Genomic DNA, 255 nt, shown 5'->3' on the forward strand with positions numbered 1-255 from the left:
CGGTCGCAAGACTGAAACTCAAAGGAATTGACGGGGACCCGCACAAGCAGTGGAGTATGTGGTTTAATTCGAAGCAACGCGAAGAACCTTACCAGGTCTTGACATCCCCCTGACCGGTTCAGAGATGGGCCTTTCCTTCGGGACAGGGGAGACAGGTGGTGCATGGTTGTCGTCAGCTCGTGTCGTGAGATGTTGGGTTAAGTCCCGCAACGAGCGCAACCCTTGATCTTAGTTGCCAGCATTCAGTTGGGCACT

Annotated in this window: 1 rRNA gene; it reads left to right on the forward strand. The window is 54.1% G+C overall.

The features are described from left to right. Positions 1–255 (forward strand): 16S ribosomal RNA (locus KJS47_RS23920); the annotation flags it as partial.

The organism is Paenibacillus sp. J31TS4 (assembly GCF_018403265.1).
Classification (GTDB): Bacteria; Bacillota; Bacilli; order Paenibacillales; family NBRC-103111; genus J31TS4.